This window comes from Natrinema sp. DC36 (assembly GCF_020405225.1).
GTDB lineage: Archaea > Halobacteriota > Halobacteria > Halobacteriales > Natrialbaceae > Natrinema.
On sequence record NZ_CP084472.1, the window covers coordinates 3,125,910 to 3,142,228 of the forward strand.

Genomic DNA, 16,319 nt, shown 5'->3' on the forward strand with positions numbered 1-16,319 from the left:
CGCGGCGACTGGTGCCGGTTTCGGCCGGTCCGGCCACCGGGACGCACGGACGGAGACTACTCGAACTTCTCGAGGAGTCGATCGTAGAACGCGGGTTCCGGGTCGCCCTCGCCGTCTGCGGGCGCGCCGCCGTTGGTCGCGACCGTGTCATCCCGGGCCTCGCCGGCCAATTTCTCGACGATCAGCTCCGGCGTCGACCGCGCCAGATGGTCCTTGACCGGCGAGCGGTTGACCTCGAGTGCCCCGTCCACGAGCCCGACGGCTTCGATGCCGTCGACGGTCACGTCGTAGTCGGCCATCTCGCGGATCTCGCCGGCCAGGTGAGAGACGAAGACGGCCGTCGCGCCGTTTGCCGAGAGCGCCTCCAGAATCCCGGCGATGATCTTCGCCGAGGCCCCGGGTTCGGTGATGCTCTCGAGTTCGTCGACTAACACGAGCGAGCCCTCGCCGCCCTGTGCGAGGTCGGCGAACTCCCGGACGGTGGATTCGAACGCACCCGCGTCCAGCGTCCCCTGAGTCTTCGCGTGGTAGTGCAGGTCGTCGAACCGCCGTAATCGGACGCGCTCGGCAGGGACGGGCAGGCCCATGTGGGACAGTATGACCACGCTCGCGACCAGATCCAGCGTGGAGGTCTTCCCGCCGCTGTTGACCCCCGAGAGGAGCGCCACGCCCGAGACCTCGTAATCGACGGGGTCGATCGACTCGAGCGGCTCGTCGAGCAAGGGCGAGCGACCGGCCTCGATCGCGAAGCCGACCTCGGCAACGCTTTTGCTCGCGGTTTCACCGTCGTCTCGCGGCGGTTCGGAAGCCGCTCGACTGTCCGCGGAACTTCGTTCCGCGCTACTCGCTTCCGAGGCGCGTAGCGCCTCGCTGTCGACGAACTCCGGCATCGTACACTCGTACTCCTCGGCGAAGCGAGCGATCGCGAGTTCGACGTCTAGCTCGAGGGCGTCCCGGACGAGCTGACGGGCACCCTCGCGCTGGTCGGCGAGATCGGCCGCGAGTTCGCGTTTCAGTTTGCCCGCGCGGCGTTCCTTGGCCGCCGTCAGCTCCTCGCGCAGCCGACCGATGACGTCCTCGTCGCGCTCGACCGGAAACGTGGGCTCGTCGCTGAACGCGCGGCGCGCGATTTCGGCCTCACCCTGATCGAGATCGAGCGCGTCGACGAGGTGGTCTCGGGCCGCCTCGACCGCAGCGGCGTACTCGTCCGCGAGTTCCCGCGAGAGGAGCGAGTCGACGCCGGCCCCGCGCTCGACCAGCGAGAGCAGGTCCGAGCCCTCGATCGTCACGTCCTGTTCGCGGATCGCCTCCCGAAGATGGTCGTTGGCGACGCTCTCGGCCGCGCTCGCCGCCGCATCGAGGTCGTCGACCGCCGTCGTCAGCCGGTCGAGTTCGTCGTCGCCCGCGACCGTGCCGTCCTCGGCCAGCCGCGAGAGGCCGTCCTCGAGGGCCGAGAGATCGCAGGGCGGCTCGAGATCGGCGGTCCGGTGGACCGCGACGGCCGCCTGCAGGCGGTCCCGATTGCGCGCGAAGAAGGCCAGCGGCCGCTCGGGGACGACTTCCGCCGGATTCTCGAGGGCGTCGGGCCGGACCTGCACGTCGCCCTCGAGCGCGACGCCGGCGAAGGACTCGTCCAGGGCGATCACCGTCGCGTACCCTCGAGCGAGTTCGGCCAGCCCCTGCGCGTCCTCGACGATTTCGACGGAGAGCTCCGGGATCGCCTCGCGCGCCGCCGAGTAGCGCTCGGCGTCGGTCGTCGCCAGACAGCGCTCGCGAACCCGCACGTCGCCCGGCTCCCGGAGGGGTTCGACCCCCTCGAGCGCGTCGAGCACCGCGGGATCGGGGTCGCGCTCGAGGGCCTCGCGAGCGAACGCCTGCACCTCCTCGATGCGCGAGCGCCGCGGGCTCGGATAGACGGTCTCGAGTCGCCGGGCGGCGTAGTCGGTGACCGTGCGCTCCTCGAGCAGTCCGAGGAGCTCCCGGTAGACCTCGCGGGCGCGATCGGTGGCGAGGAACCCGCCGGGATCGTCGTGCTCGAGTCGGATCGCGCCGCGCGCGATGCGGGCGGCCCGACCCTGAGAGATCCCCGGGGCGGTCGCGATCGCTTCCACGTCGCCCGCCCGGAGCGCGCGCTCGGGATCGTCGAGCGCGGACAGCGCTCGGGCCGTCTTCTCACCGACGCCCGGAATCGACTCGAGGTCCATGTTCTCGAGCGGTGTAACAAACCGGAGCGAGGAAAAAGTTCCTGCCCGGGTTTTTCCGCGTTGCCGTGGTAGCTCGGCGCATGCCAACCGGGGCGATCGATTACCACGAGCGGACGAAACACTCGCCCGGAAGCGTTCGCGAGGGCGGTCGCGGTCTGGAATTCGACAACAAACCGCGGCTGTACAAGGTGTACACCGACCTGCCCGCGAAGCCGCTCGCCGATCGAATTCGCCCGCCCCAGCAGCCCGCGCTCGCAGCCATCGCAGAGCCGACGCCCGACGGTGATCCGACTCGATCGCTCCAGCCGGGTCTCGAGACGGTCACCAGCCTGTGCTACTACGCTGCCGGCGTCACGAAACGGATCGACAGGCGCGGTCGAACCCTCCGCTTTCGCGCCGCGGCGACGACCGGCGCGCTCTACCACGTCGATCTGTACGTCGTCTGCGGCGATCTGGGGGTCGACGCCGAGGGGAGCGACGGCTCGGACGCTGCATCCGAACTCGAGGCCGGCGTCTACCACTTCGATCCCCGGACGCTATCGCTCGACGTGCTCCGCGAGGGGGACTACCGCGGCGTGCTCGCGAGCGCCAGCGAGCACGCGGGCGTCGCCGACGCGCCGCTGTCGGTCGTCGCGACCACGACGTGGTGGCGAAACGCCTGGAAGTACGGGGAACGGACGTTCCGCCACGCGTTCTGGGACTCCGGGACGCACCTCGCGAACCTGCTGGCGGTGGCCCACGCGCTCGACTACCGCGCCGAGGTCGTCACCGGCTTCGCCGACCGGCCCGTCGCGGACCTGCTCGGACTCGAGCCCGTGCGCGAAGCGCCGCTCGAGATCGTGCCGATCGGTTCCGGAAGCACCGATTCCGAGTCCGGTTCCGGTTCGACAGACGTCGACCCGATCGATCCCGACACCGAACCGCTCTCGCCGAACGAGCGGGAGTTCCCGTTGATCCACGAGGCGTGGTCGGCTGGCGTTCTCGAGAGCGGCGGCGCGGCCGATTCCTGGCGATCCGGGCGACCGGCGGGACCGATCGGCACCCGCGAACCCGGCGACGGCGAACGGATCGCGCTCGAGCCGGTGGATCACGAGACGGCCTCGAGCCGGCCGCTCCACGAGACGATCCGTCGCCGCGGCTCCTGTCGGGAGTACGAGCGCGAGCCGATCGGTTTTCGGAAGCTGTCGACCGTGCTCGACCGGGCCGTTCGCGGGGTGGCGATGGACGGCCGTTTCGCGGACGACCCGCCGCTCTCGGTCGTCGATCCCTACCTCATCGTCAACGGCGTCGACGGCCTCGCGTCGGGCAGCTACCGCTACCATCCGGCCCGCGGCGAACTCGAGCGCCTGCGGGCCGGCGAGTTTCGCAACGAGGCGGGCCACCTCGCGCTAGATCAGCGGCTGGCCGCCGACGCCGCGGTCTGCATCTACTTCGTGACCGACCTCGCAGCGGTCGTCGACGCCCTCGGCGATCGCGGCTACCGGGTGGCACAGCTCGAGGCGTCGCTGACAGCGGGCCGACTGTATCTCGGGACCTACGCTCACCGCGACCTCGGCGGGACCGGGCTGACGTTCTACGACGACGTCGTCTCGGACTTCTTCGCCCCCCGCGCCGCGGGACAGACGCCGATGTTCCTGTACACGATTGGACGGCCGGCCTGAAACCGCGGTTCGCCGAGCCGGACGGCGACGGTGGTCAGGGACGGTAGACAAGGATAGTAGACGGGGACGAGAAACGAGGACGGGTAGCACGCGCTGACGAGGTTGTCGCACTTTTATACGGACGCACGTCGCCCCATCGACCATGCAGCTAAACCGGCGGCTCGATCGCTCGGGCTCGAGACGGTGGTATCGAACGCTGTCGAGCCGCGACGCCGACCAGCGACGCCAGGAACGAACACATGGAGTATGAACGAACCGACGTCGTCGTCGACCGACTCGAGTTGCTTCGGGCCTACGGCTACGGGCTCTGCATGGGGACGGCCGACGCCCTTCCCGGCGTCTCCGGCGGCACCGTCGCGCTCCTGCTGGGCTTCTACGGCCGGCTAATCGCCGCCGTCACGGCGTTTACGCCTGGCCGAGCCGTCGCCGTCCTCCGGGGCTACCGTTCCGAGCGGCGCGATCGAGCGCACGAGGCGCTGCTCGAACTGGATCTCGGATTCCTGCTCCCGCTGGGCGTCGGCATGGCCACCGCGGTGGTGCTGATCGCCGACCTCGTCTCGACGCTCGCGGAGTCCAACCCGGTCGCGATGTTCGGCTTCTTCACCGGGTTGATCGCCGCCTCGGCGATCACGCTCGGCCGGAGTCTGACGTTCACGACGCCCGTTCACGCGGGGACCGCGGCCGCGGGTGCCGGGCTCGCGTTACTGGTCGCCGCCGACCTCGTCACGCTCCCGGGGGGCGGTCCGGTCGTGATCCTCGTCGCCGGCGCAATCGCCGTCAGCGCGATGATCCTGCCGGGAATCTCCGGTTCGCTCATCCTGATCCTGCTCGGCCAGTACATCTTCCTCTCCGACGAACTGAGTGCGTTCGTCCACGCCATCGGCGACCTGCTCGGCGATGGCTCGCTCGCCGCCGTCACCGATCCGGGAACGACCGTCGTGCTGTTCCTCGCTGGCGGCGTCGTCGGCCTCGTTACCATCGCCCGCGTCGTGCGCACCGCGCTGGCCCGCAACCGCGAGCTGACGCTCGTCTTCCTGGTGAGTTTGATCGCCGGCTCGGTTCCGGCCCCGCTGCACAACATCGGCGAAACGCACGCGTGGACGACGGAAACGATCGCTCTGACGGCCGCGTGGGCCGCAGTGGGTGCAGTCGCCCTGTTCGCCCTCGAGTATCTCGTCGGTGGGTTCGATCCGGAGTGAGCGCTCCGGTCCCCGTACCGAGGAGCTGATCGGATTCAATTGTCGAAATCGGCGTCTTCGAGGTGCTCGTTCGCGAGGTCGTCGATCAGCTCCGTGATCGCCTTTCGTTTGTCGTCGTCGAGGTCCTCCCGGTCGAATCGGACTCACACTACCGGGAGCGACGGCCCGATGAAATACGGGTGGCGGCTGCAGGGCGCGGTCACTTCCACGAATCGGTCCAATCGGACCGATACCGACAACGAGTACCGGTTTTCCAGCCAGCAGACCGAGCCGAATTGCGTCGTCGCGGACCGCACCACAACCCGACCGGCCGACCGACGGGAACGAAGAGGCCTCGAGCATGAAAACGAGCATCGAAGTCGAGTACTGGGTCGTCGACAGCGACGGCAACCTCACCGAACCGGGGCCGCTCGCCGACGTGTCGTCACAGACGGAGCGGGAGTTCGTCGAACCGCTGTTCGAACTGAAGACGCCGCCCTGCGAGACGGTCTCGGGGCTCCGCACGAAACTCGTCACGGAACTCGAGGACGTCCTCTCGAGAGCGGCGGAGCTGGACAAGCACCTCGTCCCGCTGGGGACGCCGATCAACGGCGACGAGATCGACCGCCGCCCCGACGAGCGGGGCTGTATCCAGAAGGAAGTGATCGGCGAGAACTTCGACTACGCGAAGTACTGCGCCGGGACCCACATCCACGTCGAGAAGCGAAACGTGACCGACCAGCTCAACGCGCTCATCGCCCTCGACCCGGCGCTCGCGCTGGTCAACTCCTCGCCGTACCATCGGGGCGAACGGATCGCCAACGGGGCCCGTGCCCACTGCTACCGGAAGAAGAGCTACGCGGCGTTCCCGAAACACGGCCAGCTCTGGCGCTACGTCGAGAACGTCGGCGAGTGGCACCGACGGCTCGAGCACTGTTACGAGGAGTTCGAAACGGCGGCCGTCGCGGCGGGCGTCGACGCGGCGGCCGTCGAGGAGCACTTCTCGCCCGACGACGTGGTCTGGACGCCCGTGCGACTGCGCGATTCGATGCCGACCGTCGAGTGGCGCTCGCCCGACACCGCCCTGCCGAGCCAGCTGCTCCGACTGGTCGACGAACTCGAGACGGTGATGGAGCGGCTCCACCACACCACCGTCCGGATCGACGGTGCGGGCGGGAGAGACGGCGGCCGCCGGGAGAGCGTCGACGGCGGAATCGCGAGTGATAGCGGCGTCCCGCGGGCTCGACCCGGCCACGTTACGAACGAGGGGATCGCCCTCCCCGCGTTCGAAACCGTCCGCGGTCTCGCCGAGTCGGCGATCGAGCAGGGGCTCGAGTCGGCGGCCGTCGCGGACTACCTCGAGCGGATGGGGTTCACCGTCGGCGACTATCACCCGATCTCGACGCAGATCGACGGCCGTCAGTACGTGACGAAAGCCGACGCCCGCGAGCTGCGACTCGAGTACGCGAGCCGACTCGAGGAAGACGTCGACGAGCTGAGCGGGACCGACGGTTAGTTGCCGTCGTCGTACTCGTATTCTCGTTCCGGATCTTCGACGCCCTCGGTTCGGGAGCCGACCCAGGCCCCGAGCGAAAGGCCGTAGACGAGGTGGCCGGCGTGAAAGAGCGCGAGTTCGTCGGCCTCGAGGCGGATATCGAGCAGTTCCTTCAGCATGACCTGTGTACCGAAGGCCGACAGGACCATGCCGTAGACCGAGCCCCAGACGAGTCCGCGCTGTTCGGGCTCGATCGACCGGCCGGCGTCGTACAGGGAGAACAGGACCCCGAAGAGCGCGCCCGAACTGATTCCGTAGAGCAGGTGCAGAGCGAGGCCGGGGATCGTGTGGTCGTCGGGGTCGCCGCCGGCGACGTACTGCGACCAGAAGTTCGCCGACGGCGGCAGCGATCGCAAGAGCGGAAGGCGAAAGGCGGTCATGATCAGCGTCGCGACGAAACCGCCCTGGATCCCGCGAGCCACCGCGTCGGCGACGTGTTCCTCGCGCGAATGCGCATCGACGTCTTCGGTGTGACCCTCCGTGTCGGAGAGCGAGCGCAACCGATCGGATACGGACATAGTATGCTCGTGTTCGGTACCACAAACAGATCCTTAACCCTCCGGCGCGCTGCTGACTGCAACCGGCCGTGCGACGCGCAGACGAGCGAACGACATCGGAACACACGAAATCGGGACAACGTCCTTTTGCCCGTCCGGTTCGAACCACGGGCAATGACTTCGGTCGAGGCGAAACTCGAGGCCGCGCGCACCGACCTCGCCGGCCGGGACGGGGTCCTCGTGGCCTTCTCCGGCGGAGTCGACTCGAGCGTGGTGGCCGCGCTCGCCCGCGACGCGCTCGGCGAGGACGCCGTCGCCTGCACCGCGAAGAGCGAGACGCTTCCCGCGGCCGAACTAGAGGACGCCAAACGGGTCGCAGGCGAGATCGGTATCCGCCACGAAATCGTCTCCTTCTCCGAACTCGAGAGCGACGCGTTCGTCGAAAACGACGACGATCGCTGCTATCACTGTCGGACGATGCGACTCGGCGAGATGCTCGAGACCGCCCGCGAACTCGAGGTCGGAACGGTCTGTGACGGCACGAACGCGGACGATCCGGGCGCGGGCCATCGGCCCGGACTACAGGCGGTGGAGGAACTCGACGTGCATTCACCGCTGCTGGCCCACGACATCGCGAAGGACGAGGTCCGCGAGATCGCCGACCGCTACGATCTGTCGGTCGCCGACAAGCCCTCGATGGCCTGTCTCTCCTCGCGGATCCCGACCGGTCTCGACGTGACCGACGACCGACTCGCGCGAATCGAACGGGCCGAGGCGCTGCTCCGCCAGTGGGGCTTCGATCAGTTCCGCGTCCGCGACCACGACGGCCTCGCCCGCATCGAGGTCGCACCCGACGAACTCGAGCGCGCCCTGGAACGCGAGTTCGTCGAGACGGTCCGGGCGGAACTCTCGAAGCTGGGATTCGATCACGTCACGCTCGATCTCCACGGCTACCGGACCGGGAGCGTCAGTCCCGGAACCGAAGATGAAGAGCCGACCGTCGAGGCGAACTCCTCGAGCCATAACTGACCCCTCCCGACCAAGAATCGACAGTCAATCGCGGAACGGAGGCGAGAAACCGGCCGCCGCTACGAGAATGGATTTATCGATTGTAACGAATTACGTTCGTGAGTAGACAAACATCCAAAATATAATCGCCTATGAACCAGAGAACCCGACATAGGTGAAGGTTCTGGACTATCGTCCGGTAATATTGCTCGTTGCGATACGAACGTAGCACTCGAGTTAGTATCAGTGATCGATGGAAGCCGACGTGCCGCTCGAGTGGAACACGGAAGAGTGTCGGACCTATACCCCGGCCGACACGGGCCGGGAAATGCAGTATCGGACGTACCGCCACGAATCGGGTGATTTACGGCTCAAGGTCGCGCCCGCCTCGCTCGACGGCGAAGATCACCCCGGCTACTCGCTGACGGCGACGAGCTACCCGGGGCTCGATCTCTCCGAAACGATGCGGGTCAGAACCGTCCTGACGTTCGAACGGTGTAACCGAATCGCTCGAGATTTCATGGATCTCTTCTCGGCCAGCTACGACGGCCCCGGCTCGCTCGAGGACGCCCTCGACTACGCGTACGAACGGACATGTGAGCACCGCTAACGGTGTCGTTCGCGAGTCGACTGCGGGCGGTCACCACCCACACCTACGCACGTAGTCGAACGGCCGGATTATTCGATTTCGAGCGGTCCACCGCCGTCCTCATTCCCTTCACCGCCTTCGTCCCACTCGAGTTCGAACTCGACGCTCAGTTCGCCGGGCGCGTCGGCCGGCCCCTCGCGCTCGGCTTTGACCTCGAAGGTGGGACGAGCAGGCGGCTCGAGCGTGACCGACTCGGAGCCGGCTTTGAGCGTGATCGCCTCGCCGTCCTCGAGGTTGTCCGCGACGCGTCGGAGAAGGGACGCGATCTCGGCTCGACTCTGGTCGCTTTCGGATTTGAAGAGTACTTCTTCGGGCATGTTCGACTATACGGTCCGGAAGTTGATAAATACGTGCTCGAGAAATCGGTTTAATACCGCCGCCGAACCGGTATCGTCTCCCTCTCAGTCGTCCGAGGGAGCCGCGGACTCCTCGCCGGCCGCGGCCGCCGCGGACTCGCTCTCCGCGAAGGGGTACCACGACTGCTTGGCGTCGGCCATGTACGGTGCCTCGAAGTCGGTCTCCTCGGGCTCGCAGAACTCGACGAGCTGTTCGGTGCCGGTCGCTTCGACCCACTGACGGAACGTCTGTCCCTCCGAACGGTGGGCCGCGTAGGCCTGGAGCAGGTTTCGGATCGCACCGGGGGCCTCGTCGGCCGGCACACGCTGTTGCACCCAGTCGATGAACGAGGGCTCCTCGCCGATGCCGCCGCCGACGCCGATGTCGAAGGCCTCGACCATCTCACCGTCCTTGCGGGCGCGCATCCCTTGCAGGCCGATGTCGGCGGTCATCGCCTGCCCGCAGTCCGCGGTACAGCCGGAGTAATGCATCTTGATCGTGCCGACGTCGTCGGGCAACTCGACGTTCTCGTTGAACCAGCGCAGCATGCGGGCCATCCGCCCTTTCGTCTCGGTCAGCGCGATCGAGCAGAACTCCGTTCCCGTGCAGGCCATCGCGCCGCGCTCGAAGGGGCTCGGCTCGGCGGGGTACGTCTCGAGCAGCGGTTCGGCGAGCAGGTCCTCGAGATCCCCGTCGGCGACGTCGACGATGACGGGGTTCTGGCGGCGGGTCAGGCGGACCTCGCCGGAGCCGTACTCGTCTGCGTAGTCGGCCAGTTCGATGGCGTCCTCGGCCGGGAGCCGGCCGACGGGAACGCTCAGGCCGACGTAGTTCCGCCCGTCCGACTGGTCGCCGACGCCGACGTGGTCGTGCTGGCCGTCCGCGACCGGGCGACCGGCGTTATAGGTGTACTCCTCGCGGAAGTCCTCGCCCGCGCTGAGCATTTCGAAGTCGACGTACTCCGCCTGGAGCGTCTCCCGAATTTTCTCCATCCCCCAGTCCTCGGCGAAGAACCGAGCGCGGTTCTTCGATCGATTCTGGCGGTTCCCGTAGTCGTGGTAGAGTTCGACGAAGCCGCGGCCGACCTCGTAGGCGTTCTCCGGTCGAACGAAGATATCGAGCGGCGTCGCGGCGCGGGGCTGGCGGCCGCCGAGCCCGCCGCCGACACGGACGTTGAACCCCTTGACGGTCTCGCCGCCTACCTCCTTCGTCGCCGGCTCGAACCCGATGTCGTTGATCGAGTCCTGCGCACAGCCGACCGTACAGCCCGACGCGCTGATGTTGAACTTCCGGGGCATGTTCGCGAGCGCATCGTCCTTGCGAAGCTCCTCCTCGAAGCGCTCGAGCAGGGGACCGGCCTCGACGAACTCTTCGGCCTTCCCGTGGAGCGGGCAGCCGGAAATGTTGCGCATCGTGTCGCCGCCCGCCGAGCGGGAGTGAACGCCGGCGGACTCGAGTTTTTCCCAGATTTCGGGCACGTCCTCGAGTTTGAGCCAGTGCAACTGGACGGACTGGCGGGTCGTCAGATCGATCCAGCCGTTGCCGAACTCGGGATTTTCGACGGGACCCGTCGCGTACTCGCGGGCGACCTCGCCGATCGTCCGCAGCTGGTCGGGCTCGAGAATGCCGCTGGCGTTGGTCAGCCGCATCATGAAATACGATTCCTGCCCGGAGCGCTGGTGGAACAGTCCCCAGAACTTGAACCGGGTGAACCACTTCTCGTGCTCGTCCTCCGGAATCGCCTCGTAGCCGCCGTTTTCGGCGAACTCGAGGATGTGTTCGCGAACCTCGTCCCCGTAACAGCCCTCCTTGAGTTCCTCTTTCTTATGCGCCATCGCGGACCACCCCGACCGGACGATCGGACTCGAATCTGCAGAGTTCTTCGCCAAACATGACGTAATTCACGTTTCGAGGACACGTTCCTAAATCATATAACAGTAATCGTTTACAAATAGCTTATTTTGGCTCGTATTCGGGGCCGGACGTGAGATCTCCAATGGGATATAGTCTGTATTAGGATGTATATCACGGCTCAGCGGGGTAGAGAATGGCCGATTTCAAAGACGGTCGGCGCGATTCGACCCCGTTTCGCGAGCAATCGCGGCTATCGTCTTCGATCTCGGGGCACGAGACCGACGCGCGGTGGGTGACACGGCCGGGATAACGTCACGACCGGGTGTGTGGCTGGCATCGAACTCGACGATCGGGTAGAAATCGGATCGGAAACCGGACGAGTTCAATCGTCGGACGGAACCGGACCGTCCGGCGTCGGCACCACTCGAGCGCGGTACAGCCCGCCCGAGAGGCCGATCGAGGCGATCGCGAGGACGAGGAAGACGACGAAACCGTTCGCGTAGCCGGCGGTCCCCTGCAGATCGACGAAGAGCCCGAGTATCGGCGGGATGACGAAGCCGCCGAACGCGCCGAGTCCGCCGACCAGCCCCGACGCGCCGCCGACGGCCTCCGGCACGTACTTCGGGACGAGCCCGAACACCGCCGCGTTGGCGACGCCGATCCCGATACCGAGCAGGACCGTCGCGCCGATCGCGAGCGGGACGGTCCGCGCCGCCATCAGAACGGCCGCGGCGACGGCGACGACGGCGAAACTCGCGATCGCGGTCCGTTCGCCGCCGATTCGGTCACTGATGACGCCCCCCGGAACGCGAATGAGCGCCGCGAGTAGCGTGAAGGCGATCGCGGTGAGGGCACCCGACGCCTGCAGGTCGAGATCGTGGACGGCCGTCCAGTAGGACGGAAACCAGGTCGTCAGCGCGAGGAAGCCGCCGAACGACGCGAAGAAGAGCGCGACGAGCACCCACGTTCGCGGAATGCCGGCCGCCTCGCGGATCGACGCCATCGCGTCCCCGCTCGGGAACAGCTCCTGACCACCCGTTTCGGCCGCCCGTTTGGCCGCGTCGGCCTCGAGCCCCCGCTTCCGGAGCTGGAAGAACGGGGGGTCGACGGCGATGACGCCGTAGACGAACGTCCCGCAAACGAGGAAGCCGAACCACGCGAGGTACGCACCCGTCAGGCCGAGCACGGCGAGCGCGACGGGGACGAGGAGCGTGAAAATTCCCGGCGAACTGTTGCCCAGACCCGCGTACACCGCGAGCATCGTTCCCTGTCGGTCCTCCGGCGACCAGTACGACGTCTGGGCCGCCCCGACGGAGAACGTCGCGATCCCGCAGCCCGAAAGCGCGCCGAACAGGAAGACGAGCGGATAGTGGGCCATCGTCAGACCGTCGGTCCCGAGGGTCACGAGAATCGTCGACAGGCCGGCCATCCCCACGACGGCACCGCCGAGCAAAACCAGGAACGGCTTCGCCGCCCCGACGTCCTCGACCCACGCGCCGAAGGGAATGCGAAGGAGCGAGCCGGTCAACTGCGGCGCTGCGACCAGCAGTCCGAGCGCGAGCCCTGAGAGGCCCATCGCCCCCTCGAGTTCGGTCGCGACGGGGCCGTAGAGCACCACGCCGGCGAAGCCGACGAAGAAGCCGAGCGTCGCGGACGCCACACCCCGTCGCGGACTCCCCCGGATCGGGGGTGTGCCACCGCTCGCCGGATCGGATGTCGATTTCGCGGTCATAAGTCCTCAGGCACTCGCTTCCGCGACCGCCCTGACGTCGCGTTCCCGCGGCGGCTCGAGGCGGACCGCACACTGCTTGAAGTTCGGCTCGTTCGAGCGCGGGTCGGCGTCCGGCAGCGTGAGATCGTTGACGTCGGGGTGGTGAATCGGCAGCCAGACGACCCCGTCCGGGATCGCCTCGTCGGTCTCGACGCTGACGGTGACCGATGCCCGTCGAGAGACCACGCGGCCGTACTGCTGTTCCTCGTCTCCCTCCTCGGGCTCGTCGCCCACGTGGCCGTCGACGGGGGCCTCGAGTTCGTCCGCGATCGCGGCGGCCGTCGCCGGGCTGACCCGCGCCGTCGGCGGTTCGTCTTCGCGGGTTCGAACCCCGGTATTATACGCGTCCGGACGGCGCGCGGTCGTCAGCGTGAACGGATAGGACTCGTCGGTCGGCTCGGGAAGCGGCCGGGCCTCGCCCGTCGAGAACCGCGCGCGGCCAGACTGGGTGTAGAACGACCACGATTCGTCGGTCGGGGCGCCGGAATCGGTCTCGCCGCCGTCCCCGGCCTCGTAGTACCGGTAGCCCGCCGACACGTCCGGTGCCGGTGCCGGCCAGCGAACCGCGCGTTCGGCCTCGAGGCGGTCGTAACTGATCCCGGAGAGATCGGCGGGGGTGCCGGCTGTCAGCTCTGCGAACTCGTCGAAGACCGATTCGGGATCCGGTGTCTCGTCGAACAGGTCGGGAACGATGCGATCGGCGAGATCGCCGATCAACGCGAGGTCCGTCCGGACGCCCGAGGGGGTCTCCGTCGCGGCTCGAACCCGGGAGACGGTCCGCTCCATGTTGGTCGTCGTTCCCTCGGACTCCCCCCACGTCGCCGCGGGCAGGACGACGTCGGCGTACTCGACCGTTTCGCTGCGGAAGGCGTCCTGTACGACGAGGAACGAGTCCTCGAGTTTCTCGCGGACGTGCGTCGTGTCGGGCATGCCAGCGACGGGATTGGTCGCGACCGCGTAGACGGCGTCGACGTCCTCGCCGATCGCGTCGACGATGCCGACCGGTCCCGGCCCGGTGTCGTCGGGGAACCGCGAGACCGGCACGCCCCACGTCTCGGCGACCGCTCTACGGTGATCCGGATCCGCGAACGGGCGGTGACCGGGCCACGAGCCCTTCGAGGAGCAGACGCGGGTCCCCATCGAGTTGGCCTGGCCGGTCAGCGAGAACGGTCCCGATCCCGGCCGGAGGTTGCCGGTCGCGAGACAAAGATCGATCAGCGCGCCGGCGGCCGCGGTCCCGTTGACGCTCTGATTGATGCCCATTCCCCAGTAGAGCAGTGCGGGATCCTCGAGCGCGTCCGCGAGGCGGTCGACGTCGGCCATCGAAACGCCCGCCATCTCGGCGGCCTCGGCCGCGTCGGGAAGCTCCGCGCGGAGTTCGTCGAAGCCGACCGTCGCCTCCTCGACGAATTCTTCGTCGACGCGGTCCGTTTCGATGACTCGAGCGAGAACGGCTCGAGCCAGCGCGAGGTCGCCGCCCGGCTCGAGCGGGACGTGGTGATCGGCGACCTCGGCGGTCTCGCTGTGGACGGGGTCGACCACGATGAGTTCGGAGTCGTCCTCGTCGGCGGACTGGCGGATCCAGCGAAACATGACCGGGTGGGCGGCCGACGGATTCGCGCCCCAGACGACGTGCGTCTCGGCCTCGGGGATGTCGTCGTAGGTCGGCGGCGGCGCGTCACTGCCGAACGCGTCGTAGTAGGCGGTGACAGCTGAGGCCATACACAGCGTCGTATTGGCGTCGTAGTAGCGGGTTCCGAAGCCGCCGCGGGCGAGCTTGCCCAGCGCGTAGGCGGCCTCGTTGGTCTGCTGCCCGCTCCCCAGTACCGCGACGCTGTCGCTCCCGACGTCTTCCAGCGCGGTACCGAGACCTTCCGCCGCGCGCTCGAGGGCCGATTCGATGGTGGTTGCCACGAGCTCGCCGTCCTTGCGTACGAGCGGTCTGGTGAGCCACTCGCCGCCCGGATCGGCGGTCTCGCTGACGCCGCGCTGACAGGCCAGTCCCCTGTTGACCGGATGACTCGGATCGCCGCGGACGGTCCCGAGGCCGTAGCCGCGATCGGGAGCCTGCTGGACGTGCCCGCAGCCGACCGCACACCGCATACACGTTGTCGGCACCAGATCGGTCACGGCTCACACCTCCGGGACGCGACGTGGACGGGGCTGTGTGATTTACAATCACACCCATCGGAGATATATTTGCGCGATATCATTCAGAGTTTCACGGATCAAGAAAACATATGCAACTACTAAACGGTGATCGTTTACAAACAACGTATTTTCTCGGCCGAATCGGAGAGAGTCCACAATATGCGAACGGATAGGGAGAATATAAGGGGATTAAACGGCGGCTATTCCGCCGAGCCGAGCGGACAGATGTCCACGAATGCATTCCGTGCTATGGATTCCCAAGAGTAGACCGTCGGTCACACTAGACGACCGGCCACAGCTGTCGGGAATCGAGGTATCGACCGATCGATCGCACGTGTGACAGCCGATAGGAGCGAAAATGCCCCGTATCGGCTCGATACCGGCTCGAGTCGGACTACTCGCGTCCGACCCACTTCAGGACGAACAGCGTCCCTTCGAACAGCAGGATCATCGTGACGGCGACGAGGATGGGAGCCATCCCGGTCGGATCGAGCGTGAACATGAACGAGAGCCCCGCGAAGCCCGCCCAGAAGTACAGCCGCTTCTGGGCCAGCCAGCGGCGGGTCGTCACGCCCATCATGATCGCCAGCATGATGAAGAGCGGAATCTGGAACACGATCGCGAGGAAGCCCATGAGCGTGATGATCAGGTTGAACGTCTCGCCCAGCGCGTACGCGATCTCGGCGCTCCCCTCCGCGTAGTAGGTGAAGTACCGAAAGAGGATCGGCAACACGAGCACGTAGGAAAACAGCATCCCGATCGCGCCGAGAACGACGCTCGTCGGCACCGCCGCGAGGTAGTACTTTCGCTCGTTCGGATACAGTCCCGGCCGCATGAACAGGTAACACTCGTAGACGAACGCCGGCAGCGCGATCATGATCCCGAGCAGCGACGAGATCTTGATCCGGGTCAACCACAGCTCGAGCGGGTTGTAGACGTGGGGCGGCGGGACCTCGCCGGCGTCGTAGGGGAAGACGTTGAACCAGATGAACTCGATCGCGTCGGAGGCCCACAGCAACCCGATCGCCGTCCCGCCGGCCCCGAACAGCAACACGACCGCCAGCCGAAGCACCATCTCCTCGATGTGATCGGCCAGGGGCATCTCCTCGTCGTCCGGCGGCGTCGAGAGCCCCCCGATATCGTCGTCGGGATCGGGGTACGGCTGCTCGGGGGCGTGCGGATCGCCGACGACGCCTTCGCCGTCGGTCTCGAGGGTCGACGACTCCACGCCGGCGGTCGCTGACGAGCCCGTATCGGAGGCGGGGCCGGGTTCGGATTCGGCGGCATCGTCCGGAGCCAGCCGTCGCTCGTCGAGGTCCTCTCGTGACTCGTCGGGGCCCTCGATATCGGGGTCCTCCCGTGACTCTTCGGGGGACTCGACATCGCGATCGTCCGCCGGCTCGTCCGACATCTACGGAATACTGATAGGCCACCGGTTATAGGCCTTTTTCTTAC

At 67.2% G+C, this 16,319-nt stretch carries 12 protein-coding genes; 5 read left to right on the top strand and 7 right to left on the bottom strand.

Features of this window, described 5'->3' with window-relative positions; translation table 11 throughout:
* Nucleotides 1–56 precede the first annotated feature (56 nt).
* On the bottom strand, nt 57–2,204 hold the full coding sequence (locus LDH74_RS16110) for a helix-hairpin-helix domain-containing protein (RefSeq protein WP_226039716.1): 2,148 nt from the start codon (nt 2,202–2,204) through the stop codon (nt 57–59).
* 80 nt (nt 2,205–2,284) lie between these two features.
* Between LDH74_RS16110 and LDH74_RS16115 the strand changes: the two genes are divergently transcribed.
* From LDH74_RS16115 to LDH74_RS16125, 3 genes are all read left to right on the top strand, one after another.
* Entirely contained in the window at nt 2,285–3,865 is a 1,581-nt protein-coding gene (locus LDH74_RS16115; RefSeq protein WP_226039717.1) for a SagB/ThcOx family dehydrogenase, read from the top strand.
* 239 nt (nt 3,866–4,104) lie between these two features.
* Nucleotides 4,105–5,064, top strand: a complete 960-nt coding sequence (locus tag LDH74_RS16120) for a DUF368 domain-containing protein (protein WP_226039718.1) — start codon at nt 4,105–4,107, stop codon at nt 5,062–5,064.
* A 340-nt stretch (nt 5,065–5,404) separates the two neighbouring features.
* The gene (locus tag LDH74_RS16125; protein WP_226039719.1) at nt 5,405–6,559 is read left to right on the top strand and encodes a glutamate-cysteine ligase family protein; all 1,155 of its coding nucleotides are present in this window, start codon (nt 5,405–5,407) and stop codon (nt 6,557–6,559) included.
* Here the strand turns inward: LDH74_RS16125 and LDH74_RS16130 are convergent.
* Nucleotides 6,556–7,116, bottom strand: a complete 561-nt coding sequence (locus LDH74_RS16130) for a DUF6789 family protein (protein WP_226039720.1) — start codon at nt 7,114–7,116, stop codon at nt 6,556–6,558. The two genes, LDH74_RS16125 and LDH74_RS16130, sit on opposite strands and share 4 nt — an antisense overlap.
* A 153-nt stretch (nt 7,117–7,269) precedes the next feature.
* Here LDH74_RS16130 and larE point away from each other — a divergent pair, with 153 nt between their 5' ends.
* On the top strand, nt 7,270–8,124 hold the full coding sequence (larE, locus tag LDH74_RS16135; protein ID WP_226039721.1) for an ATP-dependent sacrificial sulfur transferase LarE: 855 nt from the start codon (nt 7,270–7,272) through the stop codon (nt 8,122–8,124).
* A gap of 232 nt (nt 8,125–8,356) precedes the next feature.
* Nucleotides 8,357–8,713, top strand: coding sequence for a hypothetical protein (locus LDH74_RS16140; RefSeq protein ID WP_226039722.1), 357 nt, complete (start codon nt 8,357–8,359; stop codon nt 8,711–8,713).
* A 68-nt stretch (nt 8,714–8,781) separates the two neighbouring features.
* Here the strand turns inward: LDH74_RS16140 and LDH74_RS16145 are convergent, their stop codons facing one another.
* From LDH74_RS16145 to LDH74_RS16165, 5 genes are all read right to left on the bottom strand, one after another.
* On the bottom strand, nt 8,782–9,069 hold the full coding sequence (locus tag LDH74_RS16145; RefSeq protein ID WP_226039723.1) for an amphi-Trp domain-containing protein: 288 nt from the start codon (nt 9,067–9,069) through the stop codon (nt 8,782–8,784).
* Between the two features lie 84 nt (nt 9,070–9,153).
* Entirely contained in the window at nt 9,154–10,923 is a 1,770-nt protein-coding gene (locus tag LDH74_RS16150) for a ferredoxin--nitrite reductase (protein ID WP_226039724.1), read from the bottom strand.
* A 401-nt stretch (nt 10,924–11,324) separates the two neighbouring features.
* Nucleotides 11,325–12,674, bottom strand: a complete 1,350-nt coding sequence (locus tag LDH74_RS16155; RefSeq protein WP_345778531.1) for an MFS transporter — start codon at nt 12,672–12,674, stop codon at nt 11,325–11,327.
* A 6-nt stretch (nt 12,675–12,680) separates the two neighbouring features.
* The gene (gene nasA, locus LDH74_RS16160; RefSeq protein WP_226039726.1) at nt 12,681–14,843 is read right to left on the bottom strand and encodes an assimilatory nitrate reductase NasA; all 2,163 of its coding nucleotides are present in this window, start codon (nt 14,841–14,843) and stop codon (nt 12,681–12,683) included.
* 415 nt (nt 14,844–15,258) lie between these two features.
* A complete protein-coding gene (locus tag LDH74_RS16165) occupies nt 15,259–16,275 on the bottom strand; it encodes a twin-arginine translocase subunit TatC (protein WP_226039727.1) in 1,017 nt (338 codons plus the stop codon).
* Between the last annotated feature and the right edge of the window lie 44 nt (nt 16,276–16,319).